The organism is Pseudomonas sp. Marseille-Q7302, from assembly GCF_965111925.1.
On sequence record NZ_CBCOPK010000001.1, the window covers coordinates 2,293,985 to 2,309,594 of the forward strand.

At 62.0% G+C, this 15,610-nt stretch carries 16 protein-coding genes, 3 tRNA genes, 1 rRNA gene and 1 pseudogene; 9 read left to right on the plus strand and 12 right to left on the minus strand.

What is annotated here, in order from left to right; genetic code table 11:
- Window positions 1-5: 5 nt before the first annotated feature.
- Window positions 6-121 (plus strand): 5S ribosomal RNA (gene rrf, locus ACWPW1_RS10795).
- Window positions 122-484: 363 nt separating this feature from the next.
- Here rrf and ACWPW1_RS10800 read toward each other — a convergent pair.
- Window positions 485-640, minus strand: a pseudogene (locus tag ACWPW1_RS10800) (DUF1698 domain-containing protein); the annotation flags it as partial.
- A gap of 355 nt (window positions 641-995) precedes the next feature.
- On the opposite strand from ACWPW1_RS10800, the gene gacA reads away from it, so the two are divergent.
- The 6 genes from gacA to ACWPW1_RS10830 all read left to right on the plus strand — a co-directional run bounded on the left by gacA (window position 996) and on the right by ACWPW1_RS10830 (window position 4,499).
- Window positions 996-1,640: a response regulator transcription factor GacA gene (gene gacA, locus ACWPW1_RS10805; RefSeq protein ID WP_059316865.1), complete on the plus strand. Its 645-nt coding sequence runs from the start codon at window positions 996-998 to the stop codon at window positions 1,638-1,640.
- 1 nt (window position 1,641) lies between these two features.
- Complete coding sequence (uvrC, locus tag ACWPW1_RS10810; RefSeq protein WP_434776465.1) at window positions 1,642-3,468, plus strand: excinuclease ABC subunit UvrC; 1,827 nt, start codon at window positions 1,642-1,644, stop codon at window positions 3,466-3,468.
- A 31-nt stretch (window positions 3,469-3,499) separates the two neighbouring features.
- Window positions 3,500-4,060, plus strand: a complete 561-nt coding sequence (pgsA, locus tag ACWPW1_RS10815; protein WP_434776466.1) for a CDP-diacylglycerol--glycerol-3-phosphate 3-phosphatidyltransferase — start codon at window positions 3,500-3,502, stop codon at window positions 4,058-4,060.
- Window positions 4,061-4,121: 61 nt separating this feature from the next.
- Window positions 4,122-4,197: transfer RNA gene (locus ACWPW1_RS10820), tRNA-Gly, on the plus strand.
- Window positions 4,198-4,233: 36 nt separating this feature from the next.
- Window positions 4,234-4,307 (plus strand) — tRNA-Cys (locus ACWPW1_RS10825).
- 105 nt (window positions 4,308-4,412) lie between these two features.
- Window positions 4,413-4,499, plus strand: a tRNA-Leu gene (locus ACWPW1_RS10830).
- 43 nt (window positions 4,500-4,542) lie between these two features.
- Here the strand turns inward: ACWPW1_RS10830 and ACWPW1_RS10835 are convergent.
- The 6 genes from ACWPW1_RS10835 to sseA all read right to left on the minus strand — a co-directional run bounded on the left by ACWPW1_RS10835 (window position 4,543) and on the right by sseA (window position 9,257).
- Entirely contained in the window at window positions 4,543-4,803 is a 261-nt protein-coding gene (locus ACWPW1_RS10835; protein WP_059314739.1) for a hypothetical protein, read from the minus strand.
- A 126-nt stretch (window positions 4,804-4,929) separates the two neighbouring features.
- On the minus strand, window positions 4,930-5,157 hold the full coding sequence (locus tag ACWPW1_RS10840) for a TIGR02450 family Trp-rich protein (protein WP_059314740.1): 228 nt from the start codon (window positions 5,155-5,157) through the stop codon (window positions 4,930-4,932).
- Window positions 5,154-5,819 (minus strand): gamma-glutamylcyclotransferase, encoded by a 666-nt coding sequence (locus ACWPW1_RS10845; protein ID WP_059314741.1) that lies wholly within the window; start codon window positions 5,817-5,819, stop codon window positions 5,154-5,156. The genes ACWPW1_RS10840 and ACWPW1_RS10845 overlap by 4 nt, the downstream gene beginning before the upstream one ends.
- 211 nt (window positions 5,820-6,030) lie before the next feature.
- Entirely contained in the window at window positions 6,031-7,590 is a 1,560-nt protein-coding gene (gene ahpF / locus ACWPW1_RS10850; RefSeq protein WP_313647563.1) for an alkyl hydroperoxide reductase subunit F, read from the minus strand.
- Between the two features lie 83 nt (window positions 7,591-7,673).
- Entirely contained in the window at window positions 7,674-8,237 is a 564-nt protein-coding gene (gene ahpC, locus ACWPW1_RS10855) for an alkyl hydroperoxide reductase subunit C (RefSeq protein WP_059314743.1), read from the minus strand.
- A gap of 168 nt (window positions 8,238-8,405) precedes the next feature.
- Window positions 8,406-9,257, minus strand: a complete 852-nt coding sequence (sseA, locus tag ACWPW1_RS10860) for a 3-mercaptopyruvate sulfurtransferase (protein ID WP_434776467.1) — start codon at window positions 9,255-9,257, stop codon at window positions 8,406-8,408.
- 114 nt (window positions 9,258-9,371) lie between these two features.
- Here sseA and epsC point away from each other — a divergent pair, with 114 nt between their 5' ends.
- On the plus strand, window positions 9,372-10,316 hold the full coding sequence (gene epsC / locus ACWPW1_RS10865) for a serine O-acetyltransferase EpsC (RefSeq protein WP_059314745.1): 945 nt from the start codon (window positions 9,372-9,374) through the stop codon (window positions 10,314-10,316).
- On the opposite strand, the gene tcyN is transcribed toward epsC, so the two are convergent.
- From tcyN to ACWPW1_RS10890, 5 genes are all read right to left on the minus strand, one after another.
- Entirely contained in the window at window positions 10,307-11,071 is a 765-nt protein-coding gene (tcyN, locus tag ACWPW1_RS10870; protein WP_454252902.1) for an L-cystine ABC transporter ATP-binding protein TcyN, read from the minus strand. The two genes, epsC and tcyN, sit on opposite strands and share 10 nt — an antisense overlap.
- Window positions 11,068-11,742, minus strand: coding sequence for a cystine ABC transporter permease (gene tcyL / locus ACWPW1_RS10875; protein WP_059314747.1), 675 nt, complete (start codon window positions 11,740-11,742; stop codon window positions 11,068-11,070). The genes tcyN and tcyL overlap by 4 nt, the downstream gene beginning before the upstream one ends.
- A complete protein-coding gene (gene tcyJ, locus ACWPW1_RS10880; RefSeq protein WP_434776469.1) occupies window positions 11,739-12,536 on the minus strand; it encodes a cystine ABC transporter substrate-binding protein in 798 nt (265 codons plus the stop codon). Before tcyJ ends, tcyL begins: the two co-directional genes overlap by 4 nt.
- Window positions 12,537-12,647: 111 nt before the next feature.
- Window positions 12,648-13,640: a D-cysteine desulfhydrase gene (locus ACWPW1_RS10885; protein ID WP_434776470.1), complete on the minus strand. Its 993-nt coding sequence runs from the start codon at window positions 13,638-13,640 to the stop codon at window positions 12,648-12,650.
- Between the two features lie 68 nt (window positions 13,641-13,708).
- Window positions 13,709-14,362, minus strand: a complete 654-nt coding sequence (locus ACWPW1_RS10890; protein WP_059314750.1) for a 7-cyano-7-deazaguanine/7-aminomethyl-7-deazaguanine transporter — start codon at window positions 14,360-14,362, stop codon at window positions 13,709-13,711.
- A 192-nt stretch (window positions 14,363-14,554) separates the two neighbouring features.
- Between ACWPW1_RS10890 and ACWPW1_RS10895 the strand changes: the two genes are divergently transcribed.
- A complete protein-coding gene (locus tag ACWPW1_RS10895) occupies window positions 14,555-15,592 on the plus strand; it encodes an NADP(H)-dependent aldo-keto reductase (RefSeq protein ID WP_434776471.1) in 1,038 nt (345 codons plus the stop codon).
- Window positions 15,593-15,610: the final 18 nt, after the last annotated feature.

Consider the following 15,610-nt stretch of genomic DNA (forward strand, 5'->3'; position numbering starts at 1 on the left):
AATTGCTTGACGAACATAGAGCATTGGAACCACCTGATCCCTTCCCGAACTCAGAAGTGAAACGATGCATCGCCGATGGTAGTGTGGGGTTTCCCCATGTGAGAGTAGGTCATCGTCAAGCGCCTAACACCCAGCACCCCCGCTCAGTTCACTCTGGCGGGGGTGTTGTCTTTGGGGCGGGAAAAGTTTTGGCGAGACGCCAAGGGACTTGGGCGGAGAGGCCTGTCAGCGGAAGCCTGGAAGTCGTGCGGCTTAGATGCGGCTGAGGTCGCCCTCACTCTAATCCCCTCTCCCCGGGGGAGAGGGGATTAGAGTGTGTGGCGGCGGGCTGGGAGTGTGGCCTGCCAGAGGGATGCTGCTGGAAGCGCAGAGTGCAAAAGCCCTAGAGAGCCCGGCTGCGCCGGACTATCGCGGCCATGGGCCGCTCCTACACCAGCTTCAGTGTAGGAGCGGCCGCATCGGCGGACCGTCATGGCCGCGATTAGGCAATCATTGCGATGGATAGCCATGGAACTGTGAACCGTAGGGCAGCCACGGAGGACAGGAACCAGGCGCTACGCATCGGCGCGGAACGGTCCTCGGGCATCAGGACGGTAGTGGCCTCGCCTTCGATGACCAGAATTTCCAGGACCAGTTCGCCATTGCTGTCTCCTGACGTGGATCCCATGTTTTCTTCGCGGTGCTCAGCCCAACTTGCGACGTCTTCCAGATGGACCTGAAGTGGTGCGGCGGGGCTTAGGGTACCGTTGGTAAGAGCATTGGTATTCGGGCCGGAATGAACCGAGATCCGCTTCATTTCACGGGGCTTTTTCGGTATACAATGCCCAGTGGCCTAAGGCCGGTAGGCAAGGGGTGCGCAGCGTCGTACCCCTTTTTCTTTGCATGACCAATCAAATTTATAGTGTAGCCTAGGATCTTATCCCTTGAACGTTAGGGTCCGCGGGCAGTTGCTAGGTGACGCAAGCGATGAAAGCGCAAGCGAAGGGGAGTCGATTTTGATCAAGGTGCTGGTTGTCGACGATCATGATCTTGTTCGGACCGGCATCGTGAGGATGTTGGCGGATGTAGCAGGAATCCAGGTCGTTGGCCAGGCAGACAGTGGTGAAAATGCACTGAAGCTTGCTCGAGAACTTGAGCCGGACGTCGTCCTGATGGATGTCCGAATGCCTGGCATCGGCGGACTTGAAGCCACGCGTAAGCTCTTGCGCACTCGATCCGATCTGAAGGTGGTTGTCGTGACCGCTTGTGAGGAAGATCCCTTTCCGACCCGCCTCCTGCAGGCAGGAGCGGCTGGGTATCTGACCAAAGGGGCCGACATCGAAGAGATGATCACTGCCATCAAGCAGGCCTTCGCAGGTCGCCGTTACATCAGTGCGCAGATTGCTCAACAGCTGGCTTTGAAGCCCTTCCAGTCGAAGGCCGAAGCCTCTCCTTTCGATCAACTGTCCGAACGTGAGATCCAGATTGCGCTGATGATCGCTGGCTGTCAGAAAGTCCAGGTGATATCCGACAAGCTTTGTCTGTCGCCCAAGACCGTGAACACCTATCGCTATCGAATCTTCGAGAAATTATCGATTACCAGCGATGTCGAATTGGCCATGTTGGCCGTTCGCCACGGCATGGTAGATGCAACGAGTTGATATGAGCCAATCTTTCGATGCTGCAGCTTTTTTATCCGGCTGCAGTGGGCGTCCGGGCGTTTATCGGATGTTCGATGAGAGCGGTAAGCTCTTATATGTAGGCAAGGCCAAGAATCTCAAAAACCGCCTTTCGAGCTATTTCAGAAAGACCGGTCTGGCGCCGAAAACGGCGTCCATGGTGTCCAAGATCGCCCAGGTCGAAACCACCATCACTGGCAACGAGACCGAAGCGCTCTTGCTGGAACAAAACCTCATCAAGCAATGGCGTCCGCCGTACAACATTCTGCTAAGGGATGATAAGTCCTACCCCTACGTTTATCTCTCCACCGAGAATCAATATCCTCGGCTGACCATTCATCGTGGAGAGAAGAGGGGGAAGGGACGCTACTTTGGACCCTATCCCAGTGCTGGAGCTATTCGCGAAAGTCTCAATCTGCTGCAGAAAGCCTTTCAAGTACGGCAGTGCGATGACAACTATTTCCGTAATCGCACGCGGCCGTGCCTGCAGTACCAGATCAAGAGGTGCAAGGGCCCCTGTGTCGCCTTGGTAAGCGAGCAGGAGTACGCCGAGGATGTGCGTCACTCGGCAATGTTTCTCGAAGGGCGTAGTAACGCTCTGGCGGAAGAACTGCAAGTCAAGATGGAAAGCGCCTCGGTCAACCTGCAGTTTGAGCGAGCGGCGGAGCTGCGTGACCAGGTAGCGCTGGTCCGTCGTGTGCAGGACCAACAGAGCATCGAGGGCGGTACTGGCGATGTCGATGTCATAGCCGCCCTGGTCAATCCTGGCGGAGCCTGTGTGCATCTGGTCACCGTCCGAGGTGGGCGCGTACTTGGCAGCAAGAACTTCTTTCCTGAGGTGGGTATCGAGGAAGACTCCAGCGAAGTCCTGGCTGCCTTCCTGGAACAGTATTACCTCGCCTACCTGGAGCGTGATCTGCCTGAAGAGATCATCGTGAATTCCGTACATGAGGATTTCGCTACGCTGATCGACGCCTTCGCCGAGGTACATAAGCGCCAATTGGTCATTACCCATCGAGTGCGTGGTACCCGGGCGCGCTGGCAGCAGTTGGCGGTGACCAATGCGGAGCAGGCGCTGAACACGCGCTTGGCCAACCGCCAGCACATGGGGGTTCGCTTCGATGCCCTGGTGCAAGCGCTGGATCTACCCGAGCCGCCGCAGCGGCTGGAATGCTTCGATATCAGTCATTCCAGTGGCGAAGCGACGGTGGCGTCTTGCGTGGTATTTGGGCCAGAGGGGCCGCTGAAGTCGGACTATCGCCGCTACAACATCGAAGGCGTCACCGCAGGTGATGACTATGCCGCCATGCATCAGGCGCTCACCCGACGCTTCAGTAGGCTGAAAGCGGGAGAGGGCAAGCTGCCGGATATTTTGTTGGTGGACGGCGGCAAGGGCCAGTTGGCCATGGCACGGGAGGTGCTCAGAGAGCTGGCGGTACCGGACCTGGTCCTGCTTGGCGTCGCCAAGGGTGTCACCCGCAAGCCAGGCCTTGAGGTGCTTTATCTGGACGATCCTTCGAACGAATTTACCCTGCCAGCTCATTCGCCGGCACTGCATCTCATCCAGCAGATTCGTGATGAGGCGCACCGCTTCGCCATCACCGGGCACCGCGCACGTCGTGGCAAGGCGCGGCGGACGTCGTCGCTGGAAGAGGTCGCGGGTATAGGTCCGAAGCGCAGGCAGGAGCTCCTGAAGCACTTTGGCGGCCTACGCGAGTTGCAGCGTGCCAGTATCGAGGAAATCGCCAAAGCGCCAAGCATTAGCAAAAAGCTGGCCGAGCAGATTTATGCGGCCTTGCACAGCGAGTAGAATCGCCTCACGTTCATCAATAGCCGCGCCAATGAATATTCCAAATCTGCTTACCGTACTGCGCGTCTTGCTCATTCCGCTCTTCGTCATCCTGTTCTATCTGCCGGTCCACTGGAGCTACTGGACGGCCAGCACCGTCTTTGCGGTCGCCTGTGCGACCGACTGGCTGGATGGGTACCTGGCTCGTCGCCTGGGGCAGAGCACGCCCTTTGGTGCCTTTCTGGACCCGGTAGCGGACAAGCTCATCGTGGCCGTGGCCTTGGTGTTGCTCGTCCAAGAGCATGCCAATGCATGGCTGACGCTGCCTGCCGTTATCATCGTCGGACGGGAGATCGTGGTCTCGGCGTTGCGCGAATGGATGGCTGAGCTGGGTGCACGGGCACAGGTCGCGGTATCGAATCTGGGTAAGTGGAAGACGGCGGCGCAAATGCTCGCGCTGGTCATCCTGTTGGCCAACCCGCCGCAACTGACCTTCTGGGTGATCAGTGGTTACACCTTGCTCATCGTCGCCGCGGCGCTGACGCTGTGGTCCATGTACACCTATCTGATGGCGGCCTGGCCCCATCTGATGAGCGCTGAGAAAAAGAAATAAGTTTTTTGAATCAATGGCTTGACATGGTGGGTGGCTCATATAAAATGGCGCCCGTCACCAAGCGGGAATAGCTCAGTTGGTAGAGCACGACCTTGCCAAGGTCGGGGTCGCGAGTTCGAGTCTCGTTTCCCGCTCCATGTTTTACATGAGTGTCGCAAGACATTCAGGTTTGAGGCCGGGTGGCAGAGTGGTCATGCAGCGGATTGCAAATCCGTGTACGCCGGTTCGATTCCGACCTCGGCCTCCACTATTGAAAGCCCCGTAGATTTAGGTCTACGGGGCTTTTCATCATCCAGGGATGTATAAATACTGGGTCACGTTTTACAAGCCTGCTTTACGTAGGTTTGGTTTTGCCCGAGTGGTGAAACTGGTAGACACAAGGGACTTAAAATCCCTCGACTTCACGGTCGTGCCGGTTCGATTCCGGCCTCGGGCACCATCCAATTGAAAAAGGCCACTCCTGTATGAGTGGCCTTTTTCGTTTAGGAGGGAATCGTCCAGTAGGGCGTTTCGTCCGCATCGCGTTCGATGCGCGAACGGCTGTCGAAGATGAAGGCTTCGAGCATGGCGGCATCGAGCAGCTCGGTACGGGCTATGGGGCGTTTGAGTACCGACTGGCCGCTGCGGGAAAAGACCTCGACATCGTAAGCTCGCTGATCTCTTGTTGAAATCACACAGCGCAACGGCTCGAAGCCGCCTTTCAGGGTGTTGAAGGCGCTGGCGAGTTCGACATAAAGGGTCATCCGGAAGAGCTTCCTGTTCAAAGGTGGCACTGTGACAGCATCGACTGCTACAGGGTTTCACCTTTGCAGAACAGTGCCGTCATATCGCGATGCTAGTCGCAAAATCCCGGCCCTGCGTTCGGAGTTTCATTGCCAGCCTTGCAGCCAGCATTCTGCATCCTGCAACTCGTGCCAGTCCAGCGTCCAAGTGCGACGAGTGAGAACGGCTTGTAGATCTATTTGCGAGATGGGGTCGGTCTCGACTTCAGGGGTGTGGACGTGGGTGACGATAAAGTGCTTTTGCCGTTCGCGTGGCTGGACAGCTGTCCATTTGCTCAGCAACAGTTTCTTGGGGTTGATCTGTCGCGATTTCATCCCTGCATCGCCTCCAGCAGCGGTGCGCCGCGATAACGCTGCAGCAGAGCTTCCAGGTTACGATCGGGCATGGCATGGGCCCTGAGCGCTGAAATGGTGCGTTCGACGTACTCCAGGGTGGTGCCGAAATGGCCGGAGGCTTCGGTCAGCACCCGATTGAGGATGTCGTCCGGCAGATTGCCCGCGTAGCAGGGGAGGTTGCGTTTCAACACGAAACCGAGCGCCTGCACCTTGCTGCCATCTTCCAGGTGGCATTGCAGCCAGCGGGGACGGTAGGAGCCATCCGGCATCTCGCGCTTCCACAGGGCCAGCAGATGGTCATCCAGCTGCTCATCGGGCAATTGGTAGGCGAAGCCCGAGCAGGAACCGCCACGATCCAGGCCCAGTACCAGGCCAGGCTGCTCCGGTGTACCGCGATGCAGCTGCGACCAGAGATAGAGGCCGCGGTGATAGCCATGCACCCGCGCGCGGCGTACGGCGACGGCCGGGCACTCGGGGCGCCAGATCAGCGAGCCGTAGGCGAACAGCCAGACGGGGCCAGGCTGGCGTTGAGCCAGGGTGGCTTCCAGAGAGGCGACGAGCTGCGGATGGGTGAGCGGCGTGGCAGGCGCGAGTTTGGGTGGATAGGAGTCGTGGATGCTGGAAGAAATCTGTCTGTGCATGAATGGCCTGTTCCTCAACCGCTGGAGCTGCCAGGTCTGCAGGACCCGGCCATAAGATCCTAACGAAAGTCCGAGGAGAACTCCTAGACCGTTCGTGCCCATCTTTATGACGCTTGGTTAGGTTGCAGCGAGAAACATGCCAAGGCGCTCGGGAAACGCACAGGCAAAAAAAGCCCGGCAGATGCCGGGCGGGAAAAGGAGAGCGGATCGATTAGGCGCTGGTGCGAATCATGTGATCGAAGGCAGCCAGGGACGCCTTGGCACCTTCGCCCAGGGCGATGACGATCTGCTTGTAAGGCACGGTGGTGACGTCGCCTGCGGCGAAGACGCCAGGTAGGGAGGTCTGGCAGCGGGCGTCCACTTCGATCTCGCCACGCGGCGACAACTCTACGGTGCCCTTGAGCCAATCGGTATTGGGGACCAGACCGATCTGCACAAAGACGCCTTCGAGCTCGATGTGATGGAACTCGCTGGAATTGCGATCCTTGTAGACCAAACCGTCGACTTTTTGACCATCACCTTTCACTTCGCTAGTGAGGGCGCTGGTGATGACGGTCACGTTGGGCAGGCTGAACAGCTTGCGCTGCAGCACGGCGTCGGCACGCAGCTGACCGTCGTATTCGATCAGGGTCACCTGGGCGACGATGCCGGCGAGGTCGATGGCGGCCTCGACACCCGAGTTACCACCGCCGATCACGGCAACGCGCTTGCCCTTGAACAGGGGGCCATCGCAGTGGGGGCAGTAGGCCACGCCGCGGTTGCGGTATTCCCGTTCGCCTGGAACGTTCATTTCACGCCAGCGGGCACCGGTGGCGAGGATCAGCGTCTTGGCCTTGAGCGAGCCGCCATCGGCGAAGCGGACTTCGTGCAGGCCGCCGGCTTCATGAGCCGGAATCAGCTGCTCGGCGCGCTGCAGATTCATGATGTCGACTTCATACTGCTTGACGTGTTCTTCCAGCGCCATGGCGAGCTTGGGACCTTCGGTCTCCTTGATGGAGATGAAGTTCTCAATGGCCAGGGTATCCAGCACCTGACCGCCGAAGCGCTCGGCGGCGACGCCGGTACGGATGCCCTTGCGTGCGGCGTAGACGGCTGCCGCGGCACCGGCAGGGCCACCGCCGATGACCAGGACGTCGAAGGCGTCCTTGGCGTTGAGCTTGTCGGCGGAGCGGGCAGCGGCGCCGGTGTCGAGCTTGGCGACGATTTCTTCCAGGCCCATGCGGCCTTGGCCGAAGGGTTCGCCGTTGAGGTAGACGCTAGGCACGGCCATGATCTGGCGGCGCTCGACTTCTTCCTGGAACAGGGCGCCGTCCACGGCGACGTGCTTGACCCGGGGATTGAGCACGGCCATCAGGTTCAGCGCCTGGACCACGTCCGGGCAGTTCTGGCAGGACAGGGAGAAATAGGTTTCGAACTGGTAGTCGCCGTCGAGGGCCTTGACCTGCTCAATGACATCCTGGCTGGCCTTGGATGGATGGCCGCCGACCTGCAGCAGTGCCAGTACCAGGGACGTGAATTCATGGCCCATGGGCAGGCCGGCGAAGCGCAGGTTGATGTTCTGGCCGGGGGTCAGCAGGGCGAAGGAGGGACGACGCTCATCGCTGCCGTCGGTGCTGAGGCTCACCTGATCGGACAGGCTGGCGATGTCCTGCAGCAAGCTGTGCATTTCACGGGACTTCGCGCCATCGTCGAGGGACGCGACGATCTCGATGGGGCGCGTGACGCGTTCGAGGTAGGTCTTGAGCTGGGCTTTCAGATTTGCGTCCAACATGGCGACGTGGCTTCCGTAAAAAATGGGCAAAAAAAGAGCGCGCGGGCAAGGCGCCCGGGCGCTCGGGCTAGATCAGGCGGGCGTTAGATCTTGCCGACCAGGTCCAGCGAGGGGGTCAGGGTCGCTTCGCCTTCTTTCCATTTGGCGGGGCAGACTTCGCCCGGGTGGTTGGCGACGTACTGGGCAGCGCGGACCTTGCGCAGCAGCTCGCTGGCGTCACGGCCGATGCCGTTGTCGTGGATTTCGCACAGCTTGATCTGGCCTTCCGGGTTGATCAGGAAGGTGCCACGCAGGGCCAGACCTTCTTCTTCGATCAGGACTTCGAAGTTGCGTGCCAGGCGCGCGGTGGGGTCGCCAACCAGCGGGTAGTTGACCTTCTTGATGGCGTCCGAGGTGTCGTGCCAGGCCTTGTGGGCGAAATGGGTGTCGCAGGACACGCCGTAGATCTCGACGCCCAGCTTCTGGAACTCGGGGTACAGGTCAGCAAGGTCTTCCAGTTCGGTGGGGCACACGAAGGTGAAGTCAGCCGGGTAGAAGACGATGGCGGACCACTTGCCCTTCAGATCGGCCTCAGTCACCTGGACGAATTTGCCGTTGTGGTAGGCGGTCGCGGTGAAAGGCTTCACTTCGGTGTTGATCAGGGACATTGATGACTCCTTGATGGGTTTAAGTCAGGGTTGAAATCGATAGGACGCATACTAATCGCATTTTGACGATTCACCTCATTGTTAAAGGCGATGTCGGCGATTGGGCGTCTCTATCGAATACTACAGGTTTTGTGTGAAATCAGAGTCTTAGCGCTGGCAAGCCCGGCGCTAGGCGGAGCCTAGGACCTTGATGGTGGCCGGGTGCTGCCCCCATTCGCTCCAGGAGCCGTCGTAGAGTCGCCCATCCGGCAGCCCTGCGACATTGAGCGCGAGCAGCAGGACCGCCGCGGTAACGCCGCTGCCGCAACTGGTGATCACCGGATGCAGGCCATCGACGCCCAGTGCCTGGAAGCGCTGGCGCAATTCCTGGGGTGGCAACAGGGTGCCGTCTTCGGCGAGCAGGCTGTCATAGGGGAGGCTTTGGCTACCAGGCATATGGCCGGATGCCACGCCCGGGCGTGGCTCGGGGATCTCGCCAGTGAAGCGCTTGGCGCCACGCGCATCCAGCACCTGGGTCTGGCCTACGCTAAGTGCGGTCTGGACGTCGCCCAGGCCGCAGAGCAGGCGATTGTTGAGGATGGTGGGATAGGGCGGCTGGGGCACGGGCTGGTTCACGCCAGCTTCCAGTGGCAGCCCCTGGTCACGCCAGAGCGGCAGGCCGCCATCCAGGACCGCGACCTGATCGTGACCGAACAGGCGGAATAGCCACCAGGCGCGAGCGGCGGAAAAGAGGCCCTTCTGGTCGTAGATCACCAGGGATGTCGTGGGTGTGACACCTAGCTCGCCAGTGAGTCTGGCGAAGCGCCCGGCGCTGGGTACCATGTGCGGCAGCGGCGTATCCGGATCGGAAAAGTGTTCGATGTCGAAACGCAGGGCACCGGGAATGTGCTGCTGCCGATAGGTTTCGTCGGCGACCTGAGGCTCGTTCGGTAGATAGAGACTGGCATCGAGGATCATGAGATCCGTGCGGCCGAGTTGATCTTGCAGCCAGGCGGCGGTGACCAGCGGGGAGGCGATCATGGAGCACTCCTTGATGGGCGAAGGGCGACAGCTTACCGCGCCTGGTGCGACGCAGGCTGTCAGGGATGATCGGATACTTTATCCTCGTCAGCCTGGCAACTGGGTAGATGACTTATGAGCGAATTTAATGGGCAACCCACGGGTGGCAACGACTGGCAGCTGAGTCGCATCGTTGGCGAACTGCATGCCGCACGCAGCCAATGGCGCGAAACGCACGGGCGCTTCCGTGAATTCAGCGGCCGCGAACTGCCATCACGCAGTGTCATGGCCAGCGTGATCGAATCCCTGAGCGGCGCGCTCTTTCCGCTGCGGCTCGGACCGGATCAGCTGCGCCAGGAAAGCGAGGACTTCTATGTCGGCTTCGAACTGGAACGCGCGCTCAATGCCCTGATGATCCAGGCGAAGCTGGAGCTCGACTATTTCGGCAAACAGCGTGGTGAGAACGGTGTCGATCGCGCCGACGAGGCCCGGCGGCTGGTACAGGCCTTCGCCCTGGCCCTGCCAGATCTGCGCCGTCTGCTGGACACCGACGTCATCGCCGCCTACCAGGGCGACCCGGCCGCGCGCAGCGTGGACGAGGTGCTGCTCTGCTATCCGGGCATCCACGCCATGATCCACCACCGCATCGCCCATCATTTCTATCGCAGCGGGCTGCCGCTGCTGGCGCGCATGGTGAGCGAGCGGGCACATTCGGCCACTGGCATCGACATCCACCCGGGCGCCCAGATCGGCGAAGGCTTCTTCATCGACCATGGTACCGGCGTGGTGATTGGCGAGACCTGCATCATCGGTGACCGGGTACGCATCTATCAGGCGGTGACCCTGGGCGCCAAGCGCTTCCCGGCCGATGCCGAGGGCAACCTCAAGAAGGGGCATCCGCGCCACCCCATCGTCGAGGACGACGTGGTGATCTATGCCGGGGCCACCATCCTCGGGCGCATCACCATCGGCCAGGGCTCGACCATTGGCGGCAACGTCTGGCTGACCCATGGCGTGCCAGCCAACAGCAACGTCAGTCAGGCCAGCCTGCAGGGGTGTGCCGGTCTGGCTCAGGAGTAGTCGGCAGCGCTATCACGAACGAACTTGGCAAGAAAACGCCGGGTTCGTTCCTCCCGCGGTCGATTGAACAGCTCGGCCGCCGGGCCCTGTTCGACGATGTGGCCACCGTCCATGAACAGCACGCGGTGGGCGACGTCGCGGGCGAACGCCATCTCATGGGTCACGATGAGCAGGGTACGGCCTTCCTGGGCCAGCCCACGAATCGTCTCCAGCACCTCGCCGACCCGCTCGGGATCGAGCGCCGAAGTCGGTTCGTCGAAAAGAATGGCCTGAGGCCGCATGGCCAGCGCGCGAGCGATGGCGACCCGTTGCTGCTGCCCACCGGACAACTGCCCTGGATAGCTGTCGGCCTTGTCGGCCAGGCCGACCTTGGACAAGAGTTCGCGGCCGTGGGCGAGGGCGCTGGCACGGTCCTCGCCCTGGACGATGAGCGGGCCTTCGATTACGTTCTCCAGCGCGGTGCGATGGGGAAACAGATTGAAGTTCTGGAAAACGAAACCCATGCGCTGGCGCACCTGGCGGATGGTCGCCTGCTGGGATTTCAGCGGCCGGCTCACGTCGATGGTCAACTCGCCCAAGCGGATGCTGCCGGCATCCGGCGTTTCCAGCAGGTTCAGGCAGCGCAACAGGGTGGTCTTGCCCGAACCGCTGGGGCCGATGATGGCCACCACCTCGCCCTGGGCTACCTCCAGATCGATGGCCTGGAGCACGGTCTGCTGCCGGAAGGACTTGGACAGCCCCTTCACCTGGATCATGACTGGCCTCGTTCGTTGATGTGGCGCCCGTAGTGCCGTTCCAGCCGGTTCTGCAAGGTGGACAGCAGGCTGGCGAGGATCCAGTAGAGCAGGGCTGCCGCCAGATAGAGACTGAAGATCTCGAAGGTGCGGGCGGTGATCAGCTGGGCCTGGCGGAAGAGTTCGGGCACCTGGATGGTGGCGGCCAGCGAGGTGTCCTTCACCAGTGAAATGAAGCTGTTGCCCAGCGGTGGCAGGGCGATGCGCAGGGCCTGGGGCAGGATGGCGCGTCTCAGGGTCTGCAGAGGCGTCATGCCGATGCTGGCGGCGGCTTCCCATTGGCCGCGGTCGATGGCACCGATGGCCGAGCGAATGATCTCCGCCGTATAGGCCGCCATGTTCAGCGAGAAGCCGATCAGTGCCGCCGGGAGCGGATCGAGTTGCAGGCCCAGCTCGGGCAGGCCGTAGTAGATGACGAACAACTGCACCAGCAGCGGCGTACCCCGGAAAAACGAGATGTACAGCCGCGCGAGGCTACGTAGCAGCAGATTGGATGAACGCCGCAACAGGGCCAGGCCGAAGCCCAGCAGCAGTCCGAAGAACATGCCGCCAAGGCTCAGGACCACGGTCCAGATCGCGCCCTTCAGCAGGAAGGGCAGCGAATCGAGCAGGAGCTGAAGGGTGCCACTCATTGGGTGACGTCGGCCTTGAACCACTTCTCGGAGATCTTCGCCAGGGTGCCGTCAGCGCGCAGCTTGGCGATGGCCTGGTCGACCGCGGCGTGGAATTCCGGATCGCCCTTGCGCTCGGCGACGCCCGATTCCTGACGGCTGAAGGGTTCGCCGGCCAGTGCCAGGCGGTCCTTGGTCTTGGACAGCAGCTCCAGGGCGGCCAGGCGGTCGACGAGGATGGCGTCGATGCGGCCTACGCGCAGGTCCTGGTATTTGGTCGGGTCGTCTTCGTAGGTGCGGACATCCGCCTTGGGTACGTTCTGGCGCAGCCACTGCTCATAGTTGGTGCCCAGACCGACGCCGACCTTCTTGCCGGCGAGATCGGCGGCGGTCTTGATGCTGTCGACGTCGTCCTTGCGTACCAGGGCCTGGATGCCGGAGACGGTGTAGGGGGTGGAGAAGTCGTATTTCTTCTTGCGCTCCTCGCTGATGGTCACCTGATTGATCACCACATCCAGGCGACGTGACTCAAGGGCGGCCAACAGGCCGTCCCACTTGCCGGGCTGGATCTTGGCATCGACGCCCAGTTCCTTGGCCAGGGCCTTGGCGAAGTCCACTTCGAAACCGGTCAGCTGGCCCTGCTCGTCCTGGAAGCTGAAGGGCGGGTAGGTACCCTCCAGCCCGACGACGAGCTGGCCGCGCTGCTTGACGGTCTGCAGCAGGTCTTCGGCCTGAGCGGTGGCCTGGTGCGCCAGGCCCAGGGCCAGCAACAGGGCAGCACTACGGAACAGACGCTGGGAGAGAGGTTTGCGCATGAGGTGATCCTTGAGTGTATGAGGGTGCGCCACTATGAGGGTGTCTGATCTGACATCCCAAGTCCGAAAACTGCTGACGTTATGCCATCGCCCAGTCAGTTGGCTAGCCGATCAAGCCAACCAATCGCCGTAGGCAAAGGTGCCCGGCGCCCCGCCGGTGTGCAGGAACACCACTGGCCCGGGTGGCAAGGCATCGGTAGTCACCAGGTCCAGCAGGCCGGCCATGGCCTTGCCGGTATAGACCGGATCCAGCACCAGGCCTTCCAGGCGGCCCAGGCAGCGGATGGCGGCCAGGGTGCCGGGATTGGGTTCGCCATAGCGTGGGCCAAAGTAGCCGTCGCGCAACACCGGGGGATCCTCAGGCGCGGTGACTTCCAGCAGCTCGGCGAGTTGTTGGCGCAACAGGGTCACCTTGGGCAACTGCTCGGCCTGAGTGCGTGAGACGGTGATGCCGATCACCGGCATGCCCGGTCGCAGATGATGGAAGGCGAGGTCCAGCCCGGCCTGGGTGCCGGCGCTGCCGGAGGCGAGAATGACGGCGGCCGGTTGCAGGTTCAGGGCATCCAGTTGCCCGGCCAGCTCCAGGCCGGCGCGGACATAGCCGAGAGCACCCAGGGCGCTTGAACCGCCGATGGGGATCACACGTGGCGTGCGCCCCTGCTGGCGCAGACGCTCGGCCTCGGCTTCCAGCTGATTGAGCGGATCATCGAGGGCCGCGACCGAACGGATCTGGGCGCCAAACAGCTCCAGTAGAAGGCGATTGCCGCCGTGCAGATAACCGGGATCTGTTGTGCCGAGGGGATTTTCCAGCAGGGCCACGCACTCCAGCCCCTGCTGGGCCGCGACGGCCGCGGTCTGGCGAACGTGGTTGGACTGGATGGCGCCCGCGGTCACCAGGGTGTCGGCACCTGCAGCCAGGGCCTCGGCGACGAGGTACTCCAGCTTGCGCACCTTGTTGCCGCCCAGGGCCAGGCTGGTGGTGTCGTCGCGCTTGCAATAGATCGGTCGGCCAAGTTCCGCCGACAGCCGTGGCAGGACATCCAGCGGGGTTGCCGAGGGTTGTAGCGTCAGGCGCGGGAAGCGGGCGAGGGCGGTGGCGAGCATGGCGAGGCCTGATGCGGGGAGCGGGTCGTCACTCTAGGCCGAAGCCGCGCTCGCCAGCAATCCTGGCCTCAGGCCAGATCAGGGCGGCGCGCCAGGGCCTGGGGCACCAGGGAGCGCAACAGCACCCCGTAGAGCGGCACGAAGAGCAGCAGGCTGACCGTCAGCTTGACGCCATAGTCGACCAGGGCGATCTCCGGCCAGTGACTGGCCATGAAGGGGTTGTCGCTGCGCCAGAAGGCCACGAAGAAGAAGGCGAGGGTATCGAGCCCATTGCCGAACAGGGTCGAGGCGGTTGGCGCCAGCCACCAGTGGGGTGAGCGCCGCAGCCGGTCGAACACCTGAATGTCGAGCAGTTGGCCGAGCACGTAGGCGCAAAAGCTGGCCAGCGAAATGCGCAGGACAAAGACGTTGACCACGGCCAGCGCCGTCCAGCCCTGGAAGCCGCCGTCCTGGAACAGCACGGAAACCAGGTAGGAGACCACCAGCGCCGGGACCATTACCCGCGCGATGACCTGGCGCGCAGGAGCCTTGCCCATTACCCGGACGGTAAGGTCGGTGGCCAGGAAGATGAAGGGGAAGCTGAAGGCGCCCCAGGTGGTATGCCAGCCGAAGAGCTGCAGCGGGAGCTGCACCAGGTAATTGCTGGCGATGATGATGAGGATGTGGAAACCGACGAGGGCGGCCACCAGGGCACGCCGCGGGGTAGCAGGCAAGGCAGACATGGGCAGTCCTTTTTTGATTACCTGGGGTGAGGGAACCCAGGGCGCTGAGGCGGGGCGGCATTCTACGGATTCACAATGCCCCTGGCGAGTGCGGCCCGGCGGGGGATGACCAAAAGACCCCGTTGAGCGATGGGCAGACCCCTCGGGCTCCTGATAACTTGTACGACTTCCGCACGAACAGAGAGCTTCCAGATGCACTTTCGATCGCTGGGTCGTACCGATCTCAAGGTTAGCGCCATCGCGCTGGGCACCATGACCTGGGGTGAGCAGAACACCGAAGCCGAGGCCTTCGAGCAGCTGCGCGCTGCCAAGGCTGCCGGGGTCAACTTCATCGACACGGCGGAGATGTATCCGGTACCGCCGCGCGCCGAAACCTATACCCGTACCGAAACCATCATCGGCAACTATTTCCGCCAGCAGGGTGACCGCGCCGACTGGATACTGGCCAGCAAGGCGGCCGGTCCCGGGCGCGACATGGACTATATCCGCGAGGGCGGGCTGGCGTTCACCAAGGCCAATCTCACCGCGGCGCTGGATGCCAGTCTCAAGCGCCTCAACACCGACTACCTGGATCTCTACCAGCTGCACTGGCCGGATCGCCGGACGAACTACTTCGGTCAGCTGGGTTATGAGCACAGCGGGGCGGCCTTCACGCCCCTGGAAGAGACTCTCGAAGCCCTCGACGGCCTGGTGCGCGCGGGCAAGGTCCGCCATGTGGGCCTGTCCAACGAGACGCCCTGGGGCGTACAGCAGTTTCTGCACCTGAGCGAGACTCGGGGCTGGCCACGGGTGGTCTCCATCCAGAATCCCTACAACCTGCTCAATCGCAGCTTCGAAGTCGGTCTGGCCGAGCAGGCCATCCGTGAGCAGGTGGGCTTGCTGGCCTATTCGCCGCTCGCCTTTGGCGTGCTGGCCGGCAAGTACCTGCAGGGCGCCCGTCCGGACGGTGCGCGGCTGACCCTGTTCGAGCGCTTCCAGCGCTACAGCAATCCCCAGGCGCAGCGTGCCGCCCAGGCCTATGTCGAGTTGGCGCGGGACCGTGGTCTGGATCCGGCGCAGATGGCCCTGGCTTTCGTTACCAGCCGCCCCTTCGTGACCAGCAACATCATCGGTGCCACCTCGCTCGCCCAGCTGGAAAGCAATCTGGCGAGCAGCGAACTGGTACTGGACAGCGAAACGCTGGCCGCCATCGAAGCCATCCACGTCGCCCAGCCCAATCCGGCGCCTTGATCCACGCGGCATCCCAAC